22 protein-coding genes are annotated in these 18,241 nt (G+C 59.5%); all 22 read left to right on the plus strand.

What is annotated here, in order from left to right; all coding sequences use genetic code 11:
- Window positions 1-44 precede the first annotated feature (44 nt).
- The 22 genes from ACQ66M_RS16290 to ACQ66M_RS16395 all read left to right on the plus strand — a co-directional run bounded on the left by ACQ66M_RS16290 (window position 45) and on the right by ACQ66M_RS16395 (window position 18,133).
- Window positions 45-395 carry a winged helix-turn-helix domain-containing protein gene (locus tag ACQ66M_RS16290; RefSeq protein WP_430405048.1) on the plus strand — a complete coding sequence of 117 codons (351 nt, stop codon included), beginning with the start codon at window positions 45-47 and terminating at the stop codon, window positions 393-395.
- 32 nt (window positions 396-427) lie between these two features.
- The gene (locus ACQ66M_RS16295; RefSeq protein ID WP_430405049.1) at window positions 428-1,384 is read left to right on the plus strand and encodes an XdhC family protein; all 957 of its coding nucleotides are present in this window, start codon (window positions 428-430) and stop codon (window positions 1,382-1,384) included.
- Window positions 1,377-1,976, plus strand: a complete 600-nt coding sequence (locus tag ACQ66M_RS16300) for a nucleotidyltransferase family protein (RefSeq protein ID WP_430405051.1) — start codon at window positions 1,377-1,379, stop codon at window positions 1,974-1,976. The genes ACQ66M_RS16295 and ACQ66M_RS16300 overlap by 8 nt, the downstream gene beginning before the upstream one ends.
- The gene (moaA, locus tag ACQ66M_RS16305; RefSeq protein ID WP_430405053.1) at window positions 1,969-3,000 is read left to right on the plus strand and encodes a GTP 3',8-cyclase MoaA; all 1,032 of its coding nucleotides are present in this window, start codon (window positions 1,969-1,971) and stop codon (window positions 2,998-3,000) included. The genes ACQ66M_RS16300 and moaA overlap by 8 nt, the downstream gene beginning before the upstream one ends.
- Before the next feature lie 3 nt (window positions 3,001-3,003).
- Window positions 3,004-3,252: a MoaD/ThiS family protein gene (locus ACQ66M_RS16310; RefSeq protein WP_350172301.1), complete on the plus strand. Its 249-nt coding sequence runs from the start codon at window positions 3,004-3,006 to the stop codon at window positions 3,250-3,252.
- Between the two features lie 8 nt (window positions 3,253-3,260).
- A complete protein-coding gene (locus ACQ66M_RS16315; protein ID WP_350172303.1) occupies window positions 3,261-3,719 on the plus strand; it encodes a molybdenum cofactor biosynthesis protein MoaE in 459 nt (152 codons plus the stop codon).
- Between the two features lie 3 nt (window positions 3,720-3,722).
- A complete protein-coding gene (gene moaB, locus ACQ66M_RS16320; RefSeq protein WP_350172305.1) occupies window positions 3,723-4,253 on the plus strand; it encodes a molybdenum cofactor biosynthesis protein B in 531 nt (176 codons plus the stop codon).
- A 5-nt stretch (window positions 4,254-4,258) separates the two neighbouring features.
- Complete coding sequence (gene moaC / locus ACQ66M_RS16325; protein ID WP_430405055.1) at window positions 4,259-4,741, plus strand: cyclic pyranopterin monophosphate synthase MoaC; 483 nt, start codon at window positions 4,259-4,261, stop codon at window positions 4,739-4,741.
- A complete protein-coding gene (locus ACQ66M_RS16330) occupies window positions 4,738-5,946 on the plus strand; it encodes a molybdopterin molybdotransferase MoeA (RefSeq protein ID WP_350172309.1) in 1,209 nt (402 codons plus the stop codon). The genes moaC and ACQ66M_RS16330 overlap by 4 nt, the downstream gene beginning before the upstream one ends.
- A gap of 3 nt (window positions 5,947-5,949) precedes the next feature.
- On the plus strand, window positions 5,950-6,714 hold the full coding sequence (locus ACQ66M_RS16335; protein ID WP_350172311.1) for a sulfite exporter TauE/SafE family protein: 765 nt from the start codon (window positions 5,950-5,952) through the stop codon (window positions 6,712-6,714).
- Between the two features lie 203 nt (window positions 6,715-6,917).
- Complete coding sequence (locus ACQ66M_RS16340; protein ID WP_350172313.1) at window positions 6,918-7,373, plus strand: (2Fe-2S)-binding protein; 456 nt, start codon at window positions 6,918-6,920, stop codon at window positions 7,371-7,373.
- Between the two features lie 10 nt (window positions 7,374-7,383).
- Entirely contained in the window at window positions 7,384-9,567 is a 2,184-nt protein-coding gene (locus ACQ66M_RS16345; protein ID WP_430405057.1) for a molybdopterin cofactor-binding domain-containing protein, read from the plus strand.
- A gap of 96 nt (window positions 9,568-9,663) precedes the next feature.
- Entirely contained in the window at window positions 9,664-9,912 is a 249-nt protein-coding gene (locus ACQ66M_RS16350; RefSeq protein ID WP_350172317.1) for a c-type cytochrome, read from the plus strand.
- Complete coding sequence (locus ACQ66M_RS16355; RefSeq protein ID WP_350172319.1) at window positions 9,905-11,191, plus strand: NAD(P)/FAD-dependent oxidoreductase; 1,287 nt, start codon at window positions 9,905-9,907, stop codon at window positions 11,189-11,191. Before ACQ66M_RS16350 ends, ACQ66M_RS16355 begins: the two co-directional genes overlap by 8 nt.
- A 38-nt stretch (window positions 11,192-11,229) precedes the next feature.
- On the plus strand, window positions 11,230-11,643 hold the full coding sequence (gene soxX, locus ACQ66M_RS16360; protein WP_430405059.1) for a sulfur oxidation c-type cytochrome SoxX: 414 nt from the start codon (window positions 11,230-11,232) through the stop codon (window positions 11,641-11,643).
- Window position 11,644: 1 nt separating this feature from the next.
- Window positions 11,645-12,115 (plus strand): thiosulfate oxidation carrier protein SoxY, encoded by a 471-nt coding sequence (locus tag ACQ66M_RS16365; RefSeq protein WP_430405061.1) that lies wholly within the window; start codon window positions 11,645-11,647, stop codon window positions 12,113-12,115.
- Between the two features lie 9 nt (window positions 12,116-12,124).
- Window positions 12,125-12,445, plus strand: coding sequence for a thiosulfate oxidation carrier complex protein SoxZ (gene soxZ / locus ACQ66M_RS16370; RefSeq protein ID WP_350172325.1), 321 nt, complete (start codon window positions 12,125-12,127; stop codon window positions 12,443-12,445).
- On the plus strand, window positions 12,442-13,224 hold the full coding sequence (soxA, locus tag ACQ66M_RS16375; protein WP_350172327.1) for a sulfur oxidation c-type cytochrome SoxA: 783 nt from the start codon (window positions 12,442-12,444) through the stop codon (window positions 13,222-13,224). Before soxZ ends, soxA begins: the two co-directional genes overlap by 4 nt.
- Window positions 13,225-13,446: 222 nt before the next feature.
- On the plus strand, window positions 13,447-13,776 hold the full coding sequence (locus ACQ66M_RS16380; RefSeq protein ID WP_350172329.1) for a helix-turn-helix transcriptional regulator: 330 nt from the start codon (window positions 13,447-13,449) through the stop codon (window positions 13,774-13,776).
- Entirely contained in the window at window positions 13,773-15,071 is a 1,299-nt protein-coding gene (locus tag ACQ66M_RS16385) for a type II toxin-antitoxin system HipA family toxin (RefSeq protein ID WP_430405063.1), read from the plus strand. The genes ACQ66M_RS16380 and ACQ66M_RS16385 overlap by 4 nt, the downstream gene beginning before the upstream one ends.
- A gap of 264 nt (window positions 15,072-15,335) precedes the next feature.
- Window positions 15,336-16,487, plus strand: coding sequence for an HlyD family secretion protein (locus ACQ66M_RS16390; RefSeq protein WP_350172332.1), 1,152 nt, complete (start codon window positions 15,336-15,338; stop codon window positions 16,485-16,487).
- Window positions 16,488-16,579: 92 nt separating this feature from the next.
- On the plus strand, window positions 16,580-18,133 hold the full coding sequence (locus ACQ66M_RS16395; protein ID WP_430405065.1) for a DHA2 family efflux MFS transporter permease subunit: 1,554 nt from the start codon (window positions 16,580-16,582) through the stop codon (window positions 18,131-18,133).
- Window positions 18,134-18,241: the final 108 nt, after the last annotated feature.

Genomic DNA, 18,241 nt, shown 5'->3' on the forward strand with positions numbered 1-18,241 from the left:
CTCCGGAGTTACCGCGGCGGTTCAGTGCCTAGGAACGTCTCTCGATGGACATAAATCTGAGCATACGTCTGGATGTCGACAATGAGGGCCGGTTTGGCCCCGGAAAGGCGGCGCTGCTCGACGCCATAAAGGCGTCCGGCTCGATTGCGGCCGGTGCTCGCGCGCTTGGCATGTCATATCCGCGCGCATTGAAGCTCGTCGAGAGTATGAACGTTTTGTTTCGGGCGCCCCTGGTGGCGTCCAGCCATGGTGGCAAGGATGGCGGCGGCGCCGTTCTTACCGCACGGGGGCTAAGAGTGCTTGAACTGTACCACGCTCTCTGCGAACAGGCAGCCGAGTCAACGAGCACCTTCCGCAGCGAGATCGCATCCCTGATTGTATCCTCGAAGGACTAGTATCGATATAAATCGCCATTTATAATGATGGCATGAGTACGGTCTCACCTCTTGCCACATGCGAGCATCCTCAGGACGCGCTTCGCGCCGCGCTGGACTTCATCGACGCCGGAGAGGAAGTCGCGCTCGCTATCGTAACAGCGACGCTTGGCGGCGGCGTTAGGGCGCCCGGCGCAATGATGGCCATCTCGAGAGCGGGCGGTTCTGCGGGCTACGTTTCGGGCGGCTGCATCGATGCTGATGTCCGCCTCAATGCCATCCGCAGCCTGCAAACGGGCCAGATCCAGCATCTGCGATACGGGTCGGGGTCACCTTTTGCCGATATCCGGCTTCCCTGTGGCGGCGCCATCGATGTACTGATCGTTCCCGTGACGAACGCGCAAACAGTCTCAATGGCGCTCGCATCGCTGGAAGCCCGCAGGCCCCTATCGTTCGCTGTGCAACCCTCAGGCGAGATTGCGATATGCGACGATCCTGACATGCCTGCTGCATTTCGAACAAGATACCGACCGAAACTTTCGCTGCGCATTGCCGGTCGAGGTTCAGACTGCCTGGCACTCGCTCGCCTTGCCAGCGCAAGCGGGTTCAATATCCGGCTGCAGCTACCCGATCAGGATGACTTCGATGCAGCCCGTTCAGCCGCCATCGGAAAGGTCGAGCGCCTGACCACACCATCAAGCCTTCCGGCGGTCGACGATGACGCGGAGACAGCCTTCGTTCTGATGTTTCACGATGCGCACTGGGAAACGGCCTTGTTGCACCAGGCGCTTGGCGGACCGGCTTTCTATATCGGCGCTGTGGGCAGCGCGAGGACGCACGCTGCCAGGTGCGCCCTGTTGCAGGCAGCAAGCGTACCGGTCGCCGACATTGCGCGAATTCGCGGACCAATCGGTCTTGTGCCTTCCATGCGCGACGCTTCGATGCTGGCAATTTCAGTGCTCGCCGAAATTGTCGACGCCTTTCACAAAGTGGAACCGGCCCATGTTTGACCAGGCGTCCATCTTGCTGCTCGCAAGCGGCCTCTCATCCCGCTTCGGTGTGGAGGACAAACTCATGGCAGACCTTAATGGCCGCCCGGTTTTGAGCTATCCGGCCCGTGTGCTCGGGTCCGAATCAGGCGTCCATCGCTTTGCTGTTGTTGGCGCCTGCCAGGAGGCTCGCAAAGCCTTGCTGGAAGCACACGGCTTTCGTGTCGTAACAAACCCTGTCCCGGAAAAAGGCCAGGGGCGGTCCCTGGCAATCGGCACGGAGCACATTCGCGACACGACCAATTCTGACAAGGTACTGATCCTTCTCGGCGACATGCCGTTTGTGACGGACGCGCTCGTCACCTGCCTGGCAGCAACTCTGGCGCGAGACGCAAGCGCTGTCATGTCAGAAGCAAACGGCGTCCTGTCGCCTCCGGCCATGTTCCGCCGCTCGGCTTTTGATCACCTCGCCTCACTTCAGGGCGACCGGGGTGCGCGCAGCGTATTTGATCAATTGCCTGAAGCAAGGGTCGTGGCCACCGATGCAGGCATGCTCACCGACATTGACGACAGAAACGACCTGGAGCGAGCAGAGGAGCGAATGCATGGCTGATGGCGAATTCCTGACCGGTAAAAGTCCGTTGGTCGATCGCTACGGGCGGCAGGTCACCTATCTGCGCCTCTCCGTCACCGATCGCTGCGACTTGCGCTGCACCTATTGCATGTCTGAAAAAATGTCATTCCTTCCAAGAGCCGAGTTGCTGACACTGGAGGAACTTGACCGGGTCGCAACCGCATTCGTCAGCCGCGGTGTCCGCAAGATCCGGATTACCGGTGGAGAACCGCTCGTGCGCAAGGACATTGGCTCCCTGTTTCTCCGCCTGGGGCGCCTTATTGGGCAGGGACTCGATGAGCTGACCCTGACGACGAACGGGACACTGTTGACTGAACACGTGGACGGGCTCTTGCAGGCAGGCGTGCGGCGCGTGAACGTATCTCTCGACGCGCTCGATCCGGAAAAGTTTTCGCAGATCACCCGACGCGGCGACGTCTCGAAAGTCCTGAATGGCATTGAGGCGGCGCTGTCTGCGGGCTTGAAAGTAAAGATCAATACGGTTGCGCTGAAACACCAGAATGCGTCCGATATAGCAGGCATGGTCGAGTGGGCGCACACCAAAGGCATGGACATGACACTTATCGAAGTCATGCCCCTGGGCGACACAGGCGAAGACCGCATGGACCAGTACATTCCGCTCCCTATGGTCCGGGATGCCCTTGAGACACGCTGGACCCTGTCCGACGAGACAGACCGCCAGCCCGGCGCAGGTCCCTCGCGATATGCGCGCGTTCACGAAACCGGCGGCCGACTGGGTTTCATTACGCCGCTCACAAACAATTTCTGTGCAGGCTGCAACCGGGTGCGGGTCACATGCACGGGACGAATCTACATGTGCTTGGGGCAGGAGGATCACATCGATTTGCGCGCGGCCCTGCGCGAGGCACCTGAGCCGGATCTTGCGCTCGACGCTGCGCTTAATCGGGCCATGTTCGCGAAGCCGGAAAAACACGATTTCGAGATCAAAAGACGCGGGGACGTCTCCAAACTGCCCCGCCACATGTCTGTTACGGGAGGCTGAAATTTGGCCAGGCTGCGTTACTTCGGACGTCTCATGGACCTTCTCGGCGCGAGTTCGGAAACCCTCGCCTTGCCCGCGGGCGTAACGGATACCCGCGCCCTGCGACGCTGGCTGGACACTGACCGCCAGCTTGGAGGGGCTCTGTTGGAGAGGTCGGTGCGCATGGTCGTGAACGACGAGATCGTCAACGACCCATGGGCAATATCGGACGCCGACGAAATCGCATTCCTTCCACCCGTCGGCGGGGGTTGAGCGGTCAAGTGATTTCCCTGATCGGCCATCCCTTTGACGCCGCCGACGCGTTGCGCGCTTTCGAAACGCGCGCCGTGGGGGCTGGAGCGATCGCCAGCTTCACGGGGCTCGTGCGCGAGACCGGCAAGATGGGAATTGTGAAGACATTGCATCTGCAGGCCTTTGACCCGTTGACCGAGCGCGGCATAATCGCTGCGGTCAGCGAAGCGAAGAGGCGCTGGCCGCTGACGGCGGAGACTATCATCCACCGGACAGGCGACCTGGCGCCCGGAGAACCGATCGTGTTCGTCGCTGCAGCATCGGCGCACCGTCGCGCAGCACTCGAAGCCGTCGACTACCTCATGGATTACCTGAAGACAGAGGCCGTCTTCTGGAAAAAGGAAACGACCGCCACGGGTGCGCATTGGATCGAGCCGCGACCGGAAGATTACACTGACCGGAACCGCTGGTCGAAGACAGGAGAGTAAACCTTGCACGGCATAAATCAAAAGCTTGAATTTTTTCCCGTGCGCATCGCTGTACTGATCGTCAGCGATACGCGAACGACCGAAACCGACACGTCCGGTGCATTGCTTGTACAGCGCATCGAGACGGCCGGACATGTCGTGGCGGAAAGGCTCATCGTGCCAGATGATGTGATGTCGATCCGGAATACTGTCTCATCCTGGATCGCTGATCCGGATGTCGACGTGGTCATTTCCAGTGGCGGCACGGGCCTGACGGGACGGGATGTGACGCCCGAAGCCGTCACCCCCCTTTTCGAGAAGACGATCGACGGGTTCTCGGTGATCTTTCACCAGGTCAGCTTCCAGAGTGTGGGGCTGTCGACTCTCCAGTCGCGCGCCGTTGCGGGACTGGCGGGTGGCACATTCATTTTCTGCCTTCCAGGCTCGAATGGTGCCGTGAAGGATGGCTGGGACAAGGTCATTTCCTACCAGCTGGACAGCCGCCACAAGCCCTGCAATCTCGTTGAACTCATGCCGCGCCTGCAGGAGCGATGAGCGCGATGAACGATCTCACGCATATCGGGCCGGATGGCCGCGCCCAAATGGTGGATATCGGCTCCAAGGCCGAGACAGACCGAACCGCCGAGGCGACAGGACTGGTGCGTATGGCGCCCGCCACTTTGCAACGCGCACTGAGCCGGGACACCAGAAAGGGTGACCCCCTTGCCGTTGCAGAACTCGCAGGTATCATGGGCGCCAAGCGCACATCGGATCTTGTCCCCCTGTGCCACCCCCTGCCCCTCACAAGCGTGACAGTCGCAATCGAACAGGAACGCGAGGCCTGCGCCCTGCGCGTGACCGCGACGGCAAAGACGACCGGCAGGACCGGCGTCGAGATGGAGGCACTGACAGCCGTGTCCGTCGCCTGCCTTACGCTCTACGACATGCTGAAAGCCATCGACAGGTCAATGGTGATAGAAGGTATCGAACTGGTCGCGAAGTCTGGGGGAAAGTCTGGCGACTACAGAAAGCCCGCCTCATGAGCGCGCTGACAAGCGTGGATGAAGCACTGGGTTTGCTTGCGCAAAATACCTTTGCGCGCGCCGCCGAAACTGTCTCGCTTGACGCCGCCCTCGGTGCCCGGCTCGCGGCGCCCGTGATCGCGCGTGTATCACGGCCACCGGTCGCGGTGTCGGCCATGGATGGTTATGCGGTGCGGCTTGCTGATGTTGCCGCCGCTGGAGCAAGACTTCGCATCATAGGAGATGCGCCAGCTGGTCGTCCTTTCGCGGGACGCATCCGCGAGGGCGAGGCGGTGCGCATATTCACCGGGTCAGTTATTCCGGACGGCGCTGACCATGTGGTTATCCAGGAAGATGCAGACACGGATGGCGCCACAATTGTCTGCCTCAATACTTATGCCGCACCTGAACATGTCCGCCATGCCGGGATCGACTTTGCCGAGGGTGACACCTTGCTCGAGCAAGGTGCATTGATCACGCCTGCTGGATTGTCCGTCGCTGCAGCGGCCAATCACGGCAGTCTTTCGGTCTGGAAGCGGCTGCGCATCGGCATCCTGGCAAATGGCGACGAACTGCGCCCGCCCGGATCTGAGCTGAGCGCCGGGCAGATCGTCAATTCCAATCCGGCGGGATTGGGCGCGCTGGTCCGGGAATGGGGCGGCGAGCCGGTCGACCTAGGTATTGTGGGCGATTCACTGAGCTCCATTCATTCGAGAATTGAAGGTGCGCGAGACATAGACATTTTCCTGCCAGTCGGCGGTGCGTCAGTCGGAGACCATGACCTGATGCGGCCCGCCTTTGCAGGCGCCGGCTTTATGCCAGTGTTCGAAAGGGTTGCGGTCAAACCGGGTAAACCGACCTGGTTTTCCAGGCGCGGTCAGCAACGCGTTGTCGGCCTGCCGGGCAATCCCGCGTCCGCATTCGTATGTGCCCACCTGTTCCTCAAACCGCTCCTCACGGGCCGAACCGGTCATGCGTTCATCAAGGCGCGGTCCGTCAGTGCGCTGCCTGCTCCCGGGCGAAGGGAGACGTTCCTGCGAGCCTCAATCCACGCTGGCCCGGACGGTGTCCTCCACGTGGAATCAGCGCCCGATCAGGACAGCTCGCTCATCTCGCCGTTTCTGAATGCGAATGGGTTGATCAGACGGCTTTCCGGCTCCCCGGCAGTCGCTGTCGGCGACCTCGTGGACGTATTGATGATCGGACCTGTCAGGCCGGGGAAATAGCCCGTGCCCCTCCTGCTGGCTGCCCTCTTTTTTATCACCGCCACGCTATATGCAGCGGTCGGGTTCGGAGGCGGGTCGACCTATAACGCCCTGCTTGTCCTTTACGGCACGGATTACAGGATCCTTCCGTCGATCGCGCTCGCCTGCAATATCGTCGTGGTGACTGGTGGGGTGATCAGGTTCTGGCGTGCGGGACTGCTTTGCGTCAGGCGACTTCTTCCATTCCTGCTGGCATCCGTTCCGGCCGCCTGGATCGGTGGTCGACTACCTGTGTCCGAGATCATGTTCGTCGGCCTGCTCGGCGCAGCGCTGATGCTTTCAGCACTGCATCTCACCTTCCAGCCTTCACCCGCATTGGATGACAAATCCCGCCCGCGCGCATCTTCGCTACCGATTGGCCTGGGCATTGGCGCGGGCATCGGACTATTATCAGGACTCGTGGGGATCGGAGGAGGGATTTTCCTCGCGCCAGTTCTGTATGTCCTGAGGTGGGGTGGCCCCCGCGAGATCGCTGCGGCATGCAGCTTTTTCATCCTCTCAAATTCCCTGTCCGGCCTCACCGGACAGGTTATGAAATTGCAGGATGCGGATGTGCTGGCGCTTGCGGTGCCCTATTGGCCCGTCTTGCCATGCGTCTTAGTCGGCGGGCAGATCGGGTCCTGGCTGGCCAGCAAGCGCATGCCGGCGACGCTGATCAAGCGCATGACCGCAATCCTTGTCTTCTATGTGGCAGCGCGTCTCCTGTTGCGCTGGGCCGCGCTGCTTTGATCAGGCGGCTGACGCCTGGAAACTGACCATTGTTTTTCCCGAACTCCCTCGAAATCGACGACGGAGTCTTGGCAATCAGCTGAAATGAACGCATCCTGTCCCTTGAGCGAGCCAGGAGGCGTGGGTCAATGATTGAACCCTGCTTTCGTTCGCCCGGATAGAACGACTGCCTGATCGCCGGCCAAGACCGAAGGAAATCGACAATGACAACGCTTAAAGTCAACGGACAAACGCTAACAGTTGAAGTGGATGATGACACGCCACTCCTTTGGGTCCTGAGAGAGCAGCTTGGCCTGACCGGCGCCAAGTATGGATGCGGCATTGCCCAATGTGGCAGCTGCACGGTTCATGTCGATGGCGCACCAGTCCGCTCCTGCGTCTATCCGGTCGCCGCGCTATCGGGGACAGAAGAAATCACAACGATCGAAGGTCTTTCGAAGGCAGGCGATCACCCCGTTCAGAAAGCCTGGGCGGAACTGGACGTCCCGCAGTGTGGCTATTGCCAGCCGGGGATGATCATGGCCGTCGCAGCCATGCTGGAAAGCAACCCGAACCCAACCGACGAAGACATCGATGCCGAAATCACCAATATTTGCCGGTGCGGCACATTTGTTCGCGTCCGTGAGGGCATTCATCTCGCCAAGACGAAGAAAGCCTGAGGAGGAGATCATGACCAACATGCTCAATCTATCACGCCGCACCTTTATTGTCGGAACAGGCGCTGCCGGGCTGACCATAGGCGTCCTCGCCGCATGCTCGAAACCGGCCGAACCTGACGTATCAGGTCTCGAGGCGAATCCTGAAGTGAACGCATGGGTTCATATCGGACATGACGACATCGTTACCGTGCGCATCGCACGGTCCGAAATGGGCCAGGGCACGTTGACAGGCCTCGCCCAGCTTGTTGCCGAAGAGCTTGAATGCGACTGGGACAAGGTCGTTACCGAATACCCGACTCCGGGTCAGAACCTCGCCCGCGAACGGGTCTGGGGCGATTTCTCGACCGGCGGAAGCCAGGGGCTGCGCGGATCCCATCAATACGTCCGCGAAGGCGCAGCAGCTGCCCGGATCATGCTAATCGAAGCGGCCGCGAATGAATGGGGCGTTCCGGTCAGCGATTGCACCGTGTCCAGGGGGGTCATTTCGCACACCGGCTCGGGCAAGAAGACCACGTATGGAAAAGTCGCAAGCGCAGCGGCGCGACTCGCGCCACCTCTCGATGTGGAATTGAAGGACCCCAGGGACTGGACCATCATAGGACAACCTAAATTGCGCCTGGACACCGCCGACAAGCTGACGGGCGCACAGGTCTATGGCGCAGACCTCACACTGGACGGCCTGTTGAACGCCTCCATCAAGGCGTCACCCCGGCTTGGAGGAAAGGTGAAGAGCTTTGACGCCGCCGCCGTCGAGTCCATGCCGGGCGTCAGGAAAGTCGTGCAAGTTGGAGACGACGCCGTAGCCGTCGTCGCCGATACATGGTGGCGGGCAAACAAGGCTGTGCTGGCCCTCCCGGTGGAGTGGACCGAAGGCATCGACTATTCAAGCGCGGCTTTCGAATCGGAACTGGACGACGGCTTGACGTCCGGCGACGCGTTCCTTGGTAACAAGGTCGGCGACACCGCAGCAGCTTTTAGCGATGCCGCAAAGGTCATCGAAGCAACCTATCGCGTGCCGCACCAGAACCATGCACCGATGGAAACCATGAATGCGACAGCGGTCTGGACGCCGGAAAGATGCGAAGTCTGGTGTCCGACGCAGAATGGCGAAGCAGCCCTCGCGGCAGCCGCGACTGCAGCTGATCTGCCAATCGAGCAATGTGAAGTCTACAAGTTGCATCTGGGAGGCGGATTCGGTCGTCGTGGCATGTCCGACTATGTCATTCAAGCCGTGCAGATTGCCAAACAGATGCCCGGAACGCCGGTCAAGCTGCTCTGGTCCCGTGAAGAAGACATGCAGCATGGCTTCCTTCACCCGACGACCAAGGCCAGGCTGCGTGGTGCGCTCGACGCCGACGGTAATCTCACCGCGCTCCATGTGCGTATCTCTGGCCAATCAATCTTGGCCGCCCTGATGCCGCAAGCCCTGCGGGATGGCGCCGACTATGCCACATTCCAGGGCCTTCTGCCTTCAGGGCTCGACCCGCGCGTAGAGGACCAGACACTCAAGTACACATTCCCGAACCTCATGGTCGATCACGCCATGCGCAACCCGCCTGTCCGGCCCGGCTTCTGGCGCGGGGTCAACGCGAACCAGAATGCGATCTACCTGGAATGCTTCATGGACGAACTTGCCCATGCAGCCGGACGCGACCCCCTGGAGTTCCGGCTTGCACACCTGAAGGACAGCCCGAAATCTGCAACTGTCCTGAAGGCTGTGGCCGAGAAATCCGGCTGGGGCTCCAATGACGGCAAGGCCCGTGGTCTTTGCAACTTCTATTCCTTCGGTTCCTACACGGCAGCCTGCGCAGAGGTCACGGTCGACGATGATGGCTACCTCAAGATTGACCGCATCGTGGCCGCCACCGATCCCGGTAACGCCGTCAATCCGCAGCAAATCGAAGCGCAGGTACAAGGTTCGTTCGTCTACGGTCTGTCGGCCATGCTCTTTGGCGAGATCACGTTCGAGAATGGTGAAGTCCAGGAACGAAACTTCGACACGTTCAATTCCATGCGCATGGCCGACATGCCGAAGGTTGAAACGCTGGTCATGCCGTCCGGCGGCTTCTGGGGTGGAGTCGGCGAACCGACAATCGCCGTTGCCGCGCCAGCGGTACTGAACGCCATCTATGCCGCCACTGGCAAGCGGATGCGTCAGCTGCCACTGAAGGACCAGAGCCTGAGGGACGCCTGACCCTTGCTATGCCTGAGAGCTCTCCTGCCGGCCACCGCTTTGCTGACAGCCGCGGCGTGCCAGCAGGCATCCGTTCCGCCGCCTGAGACACCTCTCTTGCCGGCCCCGGCCAGCCTGTCGGCATCGGCAGCGCTCTCGTCTTCCTGCTCGGGCTGTCACGGCGCAATCGGCCCTGCCTTGCCTGGGTTCGGACATCTCGATGCTGAGGCGCTGAGCGCACGTCTTGCCACTTACAAATATGATCCGACTGGAACGACCGTGATGCATCGCCTTGCACGTGGTTATTCGGATGAGCAGATCGAGATGATCAGCGCCTATCTTGCGATGGGGCAAACCAATGACTGAGCGTCTGTCCGGCACGAACCGGCGCCTTGTCCTTGCTGGCCTGGGTGCCCTGGCCGTTCCATTTGCAGATCCGGGTTACCGCGCATTCGCCCAGGCTCGCGCAAGGATCGTTATCGTCGGCGGAGGCTTTGGCGGTGCGACGGCGGCGTGGAGCCTGCGTCGCCTTCTGCCAGACGCCGACATCACCCTTGTCGAACCAAACCCCATCTATACCGCCTGCCCGTTCAGTAATCTTGTCATCGGGGGGACACGCAACCTCGACGCCCAGGCCTTCAATTATGCGCCGCTCGCGCTATCGGGTGTCCGTGTCATCCATGCCCGCGCCATTGCGATCGATGCGGCCCTGAAACAGATCAGGCTCGAAGACGGCGCCCTGCTCACCTATGACCGGTCGATCCTTTCACCCGGGATAGACTTTCGATGGGGGGCAATTGAAGGATATGACAGGGCCGCCGCACTGCGCGCGCCCCACGCCTGGAAGGCGGGCGCTCAGACCGAACGCCTTCGCGACCAACTTGCTGCGATGGATGATGGCGGCCTCGTTGTCATGTCCGTGCCCGCGCCTCCCTTCCGGTGTCCTCCCGGACCCTACGAACGTGCCAGCCTTATTGCCAACTACCTAAAAACCCGCAAGCCACGGTCAAAGCTGCTGATCCTCGATCATCAGGACAGTTTCTCGAAAATGCCACTCTTCAGGGAAGCCTGGGCTGAATATTATCCTGATCACCTTGAATGGCGCGGCGCATCGGACGATGGCCGGGTGTCCCGCTTCGATGCCGCCAGCCTGACCCTCGCAACCGACTTCGAAGAGATCGGCGCAGATGTCGCCAATATCATTCCGCCGCAAAAAGCTGGCGAGATCGCACACAGCGCAGGTGTCGTCGATGCGACGGGCTGGTGTCCGATCAATGCCACAAGCTTTGAGTCCACGATCCAGGATTGCATTCATGTCATCGGCGACGCGACCATTGCCGCACCTATGCCCAAATCGGCTTTCTCCGCGAACCTCCAGGCAAAGATCTGCGCCATCGCTGTGGCCCGCCTGGTGTCCGGCCAGGAACCTGAATCCACTGTTTTGGCAAACACCTGCTACTCTTTCGTCACGCCTGATCAGGCCGTGTCGATCTCAGGTGTGTATTCCAATGATCGCGGCCAATTCAGCGCGATTGATGGCGCCGGCGGCCTGACGCCCGTCGGCTCGACATCCAGCATCCGCTCAGCAGAAGCAAGCCAGGCCGAAACATGGTTTGCAGCCATTACAAGCGAGGCATTTGGCTGATGCGTGGGGTATGCTGCAGCGCATGTTTCACATTACTGATGGTTGCCGGCTGCAATGATGCGCAGGCTCGGCTGGTGCCCCGTGACCGGATTGTGAATGATGCCATCCCCGCACCCCTCACGAGCACGCCGGGCGATGCCGAGGCAGGCGCGAATGTGTTTGCCTCGCGTGGCGGCGGGCACTGTGTTCTGTGTCATCAGGTGGACGGACTTGATGCCCCCTTCCAGGGCAATGTCGGCCCGGTACTTACGGACGTCGGATCGCGGTTATCTCCGGGCCAGATCCGGCTGCGGATTGTTGACTATGAACTCATCCGGCCAGGTGTCCTGATGCCTTCCTACTATCGTACACACAACCTATATCAGGTTTCCGAGGCTGAAGCGGGCCGGCCGGTGCTCCCGGCGCAATCGGTTGAGGACCTCGTTGCCTATCTGTCCAACTTGAAAGACTGAGATGTACTCCCGTTCCCTCCAGAAAGCTCTCAATCGTCGCGCCCTGATGCGCATGGGCGTGGGCGGAATCCTGATCGCGGCGACTCCCCTTCCGGCCCTGGCAGAACCAGCTGATCTGATACAGGCACAGAAAAGCCTGTTCGGCGATCGCCCGATCAGGGAGGGACGCGTGACGCTGAAGCTTCCCGCCATCGCCGAGAACGGTTATTCGGTGCCTCTAGCGGTCGACGTCGATAGCCCCATGACGGATAGTGACCATGTCAGGCAAATCGCCATCTTCTCGCCTCGCAACCCGATTGCTAAAATTGTTCGGTTCGAACTTGGCCCCCGCGCTGGACGCGCTGCGGTATCAACACGCATACGACTTGGCGGAACGCAGACGGTCCAGGCTGTCGCCGAATTCAGCGATGGCTCTCTCTGGTCGGGCTCCGCGAAGACCGTGGTCACGCTCGCAGCCTGCGTCGTGCTTTAGGAGAGGCCCATGGCCAGTATACGACTCTCTGTTCCCCCGACCGCAAAACGCGGTGATGTGATCGAGCTCAAGGCCCTGATCCAGCATCCCATGGAGAGCGGCTACCGGCGAGGGTCCCGAGGCGAAGCGATACCGCGAAACATCATCACACGCTTCGAATGCCTGTATGATGGTGAAATCGTGTTCGCGGCCGACTTCCAACCTGGTATCGCCGCAGACCCATTCCTCACATTCCACACGCGCGCGACCCAGAGCGGCACGCTGGTGTTTCGGTGGACAGACGAGCATGGCGAGTCTTGGCAGGAGACAGCCATGTTGATGGTGACATGACCAGCAAGATTGCCTGGGTTCTTGTGATGTTCCTTGTGTCGGCATGTACGCCCGCCGAGCCTACGGGGAACAAGCTGAATGGGCCGTTTGAACGCCCGCAATCGGGATATGATTTCCTTACCCCGGAAACTCAGGCTTTGCAGGACGATACATTCAGCAATCCGGGATATCTCTGGGTCGATCGCGGGGCAGCCCTGTTCGAAACTGGCGGCGCGGACGCACCGTCCTGCGCATCCTGTCACGCGTCTGGCCTCATGGGCGTCGCCGCATCCTATCCGGCGATCGATACAGAAACCGGTCAACTTCTCAATCTTGAAGGTCGCATAAATACATGCCGCGAGCGGCATCAGAACTTGCCGGCTTTAGACCATGAAAGCGATGACCTGCTCGCCCTCACCGTCTATGTCGCCAACCAGTCGCGCGGCGTCCCTCTGTCGGTCGATACCGGAGGCGCCGCTGCAGCGCACTACGCCAACGGACGCGATTATTTTTTCACGCGTCGCGGACAATTCAACCTGTCCTGCCATCAGTGCCACGATCAGAATGCCGGAATGCGCCTGCGCGGCGACACGATCAGCCAGGGGCACGGAAACGGGTTTCCCGCCTATCGCCTCGAATGGCAAACGCTCGGGTCGCTTCAGAGGCGGATACGCGACTGCGACACAGGCGTCCGCGCTGAACCTCTGTCGCTGGGAAGTCAAACCTATATCGATCTGGAACTCTACCTGAACGCCAGGGCGAACGGTCTGGACATCGAAAGCCCGGCAATCCGACGCTAATGTCCGGCCCGGAACTGCGTGGAATATGGGACCACGCCTTCCGGGACAGACCAGCAATCCCCAAAACATATTACTAGTGATATATATTGCGTTATTTTGGCGATAAACTATCACTTTTGATCGCTTTTTGAGTGTGCAATTAGGTGACTGTTAGCACTCCATCTGCTATCAATTGTGATCTGTTTTAAACCTTTTTGGCAATTTTATATCACGTTCAATATCATGAAAATTGATCACCTTACCCCTGAATCCGCGATGCTGGACGAGCTCGGCAGACGACTTGCGCAAATCCGGAAGCAGCAGGGATATACTCAGGAAGAACTTGCCGCAGAGGCAGGCATAGGCGTTGCGACGCTCCGCCGGATCGAGGGCGGCCAGGACAGCCAGCTGGAAACCTGGCTCAAACTCCTCAGAGCGCTTGGCCTTGCTTATGCGATCGACGCGCTTCTGCCGGAGAACCATGCCTCGCCCATGGCCGAGGTGCGCGCTGCCTCGCGCCGTAAGCGCCGCAAGCCTGCCTCGGGGATTGTATGGGGTGATGAATCTGAATGAGCGCGGCGACCGTCCACCTCTGGGGCACGCCGGTTGGCTATGTCTCCATGGACTATTCCGAGCGCTTTGCTCGCTTCGAATACGATCCGGACTTTGCCGCGTTCGGGATCGAAGTTGCACCATTGAAAATGCCTGTTCGTGCTCGTCGCATCTACCAGTTTCCGGAACTTCATCCCCGCGCCTTCCATGGGCTTCCCGGTCTATTGGCCGACAGTCTTCCTGACAAATATGGAAACCGGCTGATCAATGTCTGGCTCACCCAGACAGGCCGCCAGCCCGAAACATTCAACGCGGTCGACCGCCTCTGCTATACCGGCCGGCGCGGCATGGGTGCCCTCGAATTCGAACCCTCCACAGGCGCCGATACAGCCCAGGACAAGCAGATCGAGATTCAGCAATTGATCGAGCTTGCCGCGATGGCCTTTGCCGATAAGCAGGCCCTCGACACCCGGTTTGCATCCGGCAAGGAAGAAAAAGCTCTTCTCGACATATTGAGCGTTGGCACGTCTGCTGGCGGGGCGCGCGCAAAGGCCGTGATCGCGTTCAACCCAGACACCAAACAGGTACGGTCCGGCCAGCTTGATCTGCCAACCGGGTTCGATCACTGGCTGATCAAGTTTGACGGCGTCGCCTTCAGCGGCGACTGGGGGGTCGCCGACCCCTCCGGTTACGGTCTCCTGGAATACAGCTACTACCTGATGGCCAGGGAGTGCGGCATCGACATGATGGAGAGCCGCCTGCTCAGCGAGAATGGCCGCAACCACTTCATGACGCGGCGCTTCGACCGGGATGAGGCAGGCCGCAAGACGTTCATCCAGACCTTCGCGGCGCTGCAGCATTTCGACTATTATGAGAGCGGAGCCTACTCCTACGAACAGCTGATCATGACCATGCGCCAACTAGGCATGCCGCAAGCTGCGCTCGAAGAACAGTTCCGGCGTATTGTGTTCAATCTGGTTGGCTGCAATCAGGACGATCATGTGAAGAACTTTGCCTTCACCATGGACCGTCAAGGCAAATGGGATATCGCCCCTGCCTATGACCTCTGCCATTCTGAGGGGAGCGATTTTACCCGGAACCACCAGTTGAGCCTGAACGGAAAGACGACGGGCTTTACGCGCGAAGACCTGAAAGCGCTTGCACAGTATGTGAGCCTGCCACGCGGACGCGAAAAGGCCGTTCTCGAACGGACAGTTGAGGTCTTTTCCAATTGGAGGTCTAGGGCTGAGGCATTGGGAATTCCAAAGCCACTTAAGCAACACGTGGAGCGGACGCTGCGGCTAATCTGGGATTAGGACCATTTCAGCGTCAACCAGAATGCGGAATGCGCACCAATCTCCAGCGCCATCACCTCCGCGGAACACGAAAACGCACGAGTTGCCCCCACGGCCCAGAAGCCCCGTTCTTTCTGGCCGTTGCTCAATGCGTTCCGTCGATCGTCGCCGGGAAAGCCGCCCCAACGTCAATCTTGCCTTTTGTGAAACACGGGCGGCAAATTGTCTTGCCACGCGTGTTTTACGAAGAATGACATAAAATTCCGGCATCGCATGGGAGGAGATATGGACCAGAAAACGATCAGCCGAGAGGATAAGGTCAAGCCGGCGATGTACCATGACTGGCGCGACCGCCTTACGTCCCCACGTTCGGTTTTTGCGACCCTGTCACTGTTGCTTGTTCTAGGGCTGGCAGGTGCTTGGCTGATTGACCGCTCTCACTTCGTTTCCACGTCTGATGCGCGCATTGCAGCCGACATCCTTTCTGTATCCGCTGACGTTTCGGGCAACATAACCGCCGCCTATGTCGCTTCCGGTGACAGGGTCCGAACCGGAGACCTTCTCTTTCAGATTGACGACCGGGAGGCCCGGCACCTGCTGACGGAATTCCTCGCCGAAGAAGATGGTCTTGCCGCGCAAATCCAGCGCGAGCGAACGCGTCTTGGCCTCGTTGGGTCGCGCTCCGGAACTCAAATTGATGCCAGCAGGGCGGATGTGCTATCTGCGCAGGCTGCTGTGGAGGCAGCCAAAGCTGATCTGACTGCCGCCCAACGAGACTATGACCGAGAGCTGCGACTCAGAGAAACGGGACTGGTGACACAAAACGTCTGGGATCAGGCCCTGAACAAGCTGCAAGCGGCACAACAGGATCTACGCGGCGCCGAAGCGCGACTGTCGTCATCGTCGGCCAAAGCCCGTGAAGCTGTAATCTCCAGAAGCGATGCTTCACTCGTCGAACATGACCTGAATATACTGCAAGCCGCCCTGCAGCGTGCCAGAGCTCAGACCGAAGGCCAAAAGGTCATTATCCAAAAGCACCAGATCCGCAGTCCAATTGACGGCATTGTGGATGAGATTTTCTTTGATGCAGGAGAACGCACCCTGTCCGGATTTCGGGTCGCCTTGCTGCACGATCCCAACAAGGTTTGGGTGTCGGCCAACATCAAGGAAACACAGGTGCGCCATGTAGAAGTAGGAGCAGCGGCCAAGATAAAAGTCGACAGCGCTCCTGACGCAAGCGTGACAGGCCGCGTCGCAGTCATTCGTGATCTGACCGTCGCCGAAGCTGCGCTGATGCCCAATCCAAATGCGACCGGCGTCTTTACAAAGATAACGCAGCGCATCCCCGTACGGATCGAACTGGATTCAGGAGACACTTACCTTCGTCCCGGATCAATGGTGCGCGTGTCAATCGAGCGACGCAAGGCGAAGAAGTGACCCCGTCGGGAAAAGGTCTGCTCGCTGGCAAGGCGCATAGCCACCTGCATCACTCCCACGCACTCGATATACCCGATACCGCTGGAGCGGCCGTGCGGGAACGCTTCCTCAGGTTCGGGCGGTCATATCGCTGGCTGCTTTTGTTCAGCCTGCTCTGCGGATCCCTATCGACCATGCTCGCAGCAACGACAATCAATGTAGCCTTGCCGTCTATAATTGGCGCATTCGGTCTCGGGCAGGACAAGGCCCAGTGGATGTCCACGGCATTTCTTGCCGCATCGACGGTTGCCATGCTCGCTAACGCCTGGGCAATGAGCGCCTTTGGCGCCCGCGCAACCTACCTGGTGGCTCTGACATTGTTCATCAGTGGATCCGTACTTGGAGCGGTTAGCTCCACATTTGAACTATTGATTGTCTCGCGCGCCATGCAAGGGGTCGCCGCCGGATTGCTCCAGCCCATGTCCATGTTTCTGATCTTCCAGACATTCCAGGACAAGATGCGCGGAAGTGCGATTGGCATATTCTCTATCGGCGTCGTGCTCGCACCTGCTTTCGGACCTGCACTAGGCGGAATTGCCGTGGATTTATCCAGCTGGCGCCTGGTGTTCATCGCCACCGTGCCAATCGCATTGCTTGCCTTGCCGCTTGCCGCCTTACTGATGCCGGAGCGCGACAGCATTCGCGGCACGAAAGCGCCGCCACTTGACTGGGTAGGGCTTCTTTTGATTGCTGTCGCTGTTGTCGGGTTGCTATCAACCATTGCAAATGGAGACCGTGATGGCTGGTACTCCGACAAAGCGCTTTTCAGGTTGGCCATATCTCTTTTGGCCGGGGCATTGTTCTTCTGGTGGGAACAACGTCATCCATTCCCTGCCCTCAATCTCAACGTGTTCAAACACTGGCAATTTGCGTCCGCCGGTGTGGTTATCGCTTTCACCGGGACAGCCATCTACGGCTCAACATATCTCATCCCAATTTTTGTTCAGATTGTGCAGCATTATTCACCGACTGCCGCTGGTGTAATGATGATCCCCGCCGGCCTTGCCATGGTCGTAGGTTTTCCGGTTGCCGGGCGCCTGAGCGACCGGTTTGACGCTCGGCTTCTACTTGCATTCGGCGTCACGTGCTTTGGCTTGTCGATGTATCTGATGGCCGGTGTCGCCTCTGCTACGCCGTACTGGACACTTGTTGCCTGGATCATCCTCAGCCGCATCGGCATAAGCTTCTGTATGCCACCAGCCAACACCACAGCCATCCGCGGCGTACCTGCAAGCTTGCTTGCCAGCGCTGCCGGGGCAGCCTCGTTCCTGATGCAGGTTGGCGGAGCGTTTGGCGTATCTTTGCTGGCCATCCTGCTGCAGAGGCGAAATGTGTTTCATGGCGAACATCTTTCGTCAGCTATGACAGAAAGCAATCCGGAACTGCTCTATCAGCACCAACAGAATATGTGGGCTGCAATCGCAAATGGGGAACCGTTTCAGCAGGCCCATATGAGTGCATTTGGTCCCATTGCTGACGCGGTTCGCCGCGAAGCCATGGTGCTGGCATTCCGCGACTGCTTCCTGGTGTGCTCAATTGGCTTTGCGGTCGCGCTCGCGTTCATTCTGCTTATGCCTGAACCGGAGAACAAATCAGCCCAAACCTAAGGAAAAAACGCATTCCACGTTCACGCAATTGGTAAGGTGGCACCCTAATTTCAGCGCCGATGCCGTTATGCTTGGAGACAGGCAGGCGTTCGATTCAGTACAGGAATG

The sequence above is a fragment of the Hyphomonas sp. genome (assembly GCF_965284475.1).
In the GTDB taxonomy this organism is placed as follows: domain Bacteria; phylum Pseudomonadota; class Alphaproteobacteria; order Caulobacterales; family Hyphomonadaceae; genus Hyphomonas.